The 2,669-nt window shown below is 62.6% G+C and carries 2 protein-coding genes; both read left to right on the forward strand.

What is annotated here, in order from left to right; translation table 11 throughout:
- The first annotated feature begins 266 nt into the window (after positions 1 to 266).
- Entirely contained in the window at positions 267 to 1,790 is a 1,524-nt protein-coding gene (istA, locus tag HHL24_RS43125) for an IS21 family transposase (protein ID WP_329606840.1), read from the forward strand.
- Positions 1,791 to 1,795: 5 nt separating this feature from the next.
- Positions 1,796 to 2,584 carry an IS21-like element helper ATPase IstB gene (gene istB, locus HHL24_RS43130; protein WP_169491318.1) on the forward strand — a complete coding sequence of 263 codons (789 nt, stop codon included), beginning with the start codon at positions 1,796 to 1,798 and terminating at the stop codon, positions 2,582 to 2,584.
- Positions 2,585 to 2,669 lie beyond the last annotated feature (85 nt).

A 2,669-nucleotide genomic window follows, 5' to 3' on the forward strand; every position in this document is an offset into this window, starting at 1 on the left:
TGTCACGGATCGGCGTATTGGAGCCATTCCGGGATCGGCGTAATGGAGCCACCAGATGATCGGCGTAGTCGAGCCAGTGCATGATCGGCGCAATCGGGCCACTCGATGATCGGCGTATTGGAGCCACCGCAGGATCGGCGTAATCGAGCCACGTAGCGGGCTCAGTGTTCTGTCGGGCGCCAGCCCGAAACGCATTTCGAATTTCCGCAACCCGGTACCTTCAGGCTTTTTGCCCGGAGAGCCGATTGAGTAACAGGAGATTTGAAGTGTTCGAATATCGACAGGTTCTGGTGCGCATGCGCCAGGGCGATTCCGACCGCGACATTGCCGGCGCGCACCTGATGGGGCGCAGCAAACTGAAGACCGTACGGCAGGTTGCGCTGACCCACGGCTGGCTCGATCCGGGGCGGCCCTTGCCAGACGACGCCGAGCTGGCGGGCATCTTCGGACGCGACCCGAAGGTGCCACGTAGCTGCATCTCCACGCTCGAACCGTTTCGCGATCTGGTGCGCGGCTGGTTCAATGCCGGGGTACAGGGCACGACGATCTTCGCCGCGCTCGAACGCAACCACGGCTACAGCGGCAGTTACTCGGCCGTGCGGCGCTTTCTGCTGCACCTGAAGGCCGAGCGCGGCGTAACGGCGACGACGATCCTGGAATTCCCGCCGGCGGACGCCGCCCAGGTTGATTTCGGCGCCGGGCCAGTGCTGACGCACGAGTCCGGTATCCCGCTGAAGACGTGGTTCTTCGTCATGACGCTGGCATGGTCGCGGCATCAGTATGCCGAGATCGTGCTGGACCAGACAGTTGAGACGTGGCTGGCCTGCCACCGGCGCGCGTTCGAATGGTTTGGCGGTTGTCCTGGCCGGGTGACGATTGATAACGCCAAGTGCGCGATCATCAAGGCCTGCATGTATAGCCCCGAGGTACAGCGCTCGTATGCCTCGCTCGCCGAGGGATACAGCTTCCGGATTGATGCCTGTCCGCCGCGCGACCCGCAAAAAAAAGGAATCGTGGAATCCGGCGTCAAATATGTCAAACGATCCTTCGTGCCGCTGCGCGAGTTCCGCGATCTGGCCGATGCCAACCGGCAATTGCGCGACTGGGTGATGCAGCAGGCCGGCACCCGCGACCACGGCACGACCCGCGAACAGCCCCTTGCACGCTTCGCCATCGAGCGCCCGCTGCTCACGCCGCTGCCTGACGTGCCGCCGGTGCTGGCCGTGTGGAGCGAGGTCAAGGTGCATACGGACGGGCACGTGGTCTACAAGAACGTACTGTACTCAGTTCCGTTCACTCTGGTTGGCAGGGATCTGTGGCTGAAGGCGACCGACACCATCGTGCAGATGTTCCACCGGCATGAACTCGTCGCGACACACGCTCGCAAGCGCAAGCCCGGTGATCGTTCGACGGTGCGGGACCATCAGCCACCTGAAGCACAGGCCTGGCTTGAGCACGATCCGCAGTGGTGTCTGGCCCGGGCAAAGGAGATTGGGCCGGCCTGCCACGCGGTGATCCTGGCGCTGTTCAACGACAAGGTCCTCGTGAATCTGCGTGGCGCGCAGGGCATCGTGCGCATGCGCGAGAAGGTGGGCGATGCGCGGCTGAACGCCGCCTGCGAGCGTGCGCTCACGTTCGCCAGCCCGAAGTACCGCACCGTCAAGACCATTCTCGACAAGGGGCTGGACAGCCAGCCTGCTGCGGCGCCTGCACAAACGCCGGCGCCTGCCGACACCTATCTGAACGGCGGTCGCTTCGGCCGTGATCTCCATTCCCTTCTTCTGCATTGAACGCCATGAATCCGAGTCCCGAACTGAATTCCATCCTCAAGCAGCTGCGCCTGTCCGGCATCCTTGACTCGCTCGAGCAGCGTAACCGCCAGGCCATTGACGGACAGCTTGCCTACACCGAATTCCTTGCCATGCTGCTGCACGACGAAGTCGCGCGGCGCGACCAGAAGAAGCTCGGTGCGCGTCTTGGCCGTGCCGGCTTCGCGCTGGGCAAGACGCTAGAGAACTTCGACTTCGACCGGCTGCCAAAACTGAACCGCGCGCATATCCATGACCTCGCTACCGGCCGTTACATCGACGAGAAGGTCTGCATTCTGATGGTCGGCCAGACAGGCGTCGGCAAGTCCCACATTGCACAGGCGCTTGGTCACTGCGCCGCCCGTCAGGGCCGCGACGTGCTGTTCATCACGCAGACCGAGCTGCTCAAGAAACTGCACGCGGCGCGCGCCACGGGTCTGTACGAACGCAAGTTCCAGCAGTTCGTGCGCGTACCGCTGCTGATCGTCGATGACTTCGCTCTCAAACCTCTTCGTGCTCCCCACGACGAGGACTTCCATGACCTGATAGCCGCCAGGTACGAACGCGCGGCCTCGATCTTGACTTCAAATTTAGACCTCAGCGAATGGGGCGATGCGTTCCCCGACAACCGGGTTCTTGGCGCCGCCACGCTCGACCGGCTACGCCACGGTGCCTATCGCGTCGTCATCGAGGGCGAGAGCTTCCGCAAGCCCAAACCGATGCCTGAAAACGGCGAAAATGCGGTTGCCAAATCCGGCAAAAAACCGCATTCTTGAACCCCTTCGAAATCGCGTTTCGGGGCCACTCTGAGTGGCCTCATTATGCCGATCATCCCCGGCTTGATTACGCCGATCCGTGACA

Origin of the sequence: Paraburkholderia polaris, from assembly GCF_012927345.1 — a bacterium.
Classification (GTDB): Bacteria; Pseudomonadota; Gammaproteobacteria; order Burkholderiales; family Burkholderiaceae; genus Paraburkholderia; species Paraburkholderia polaris.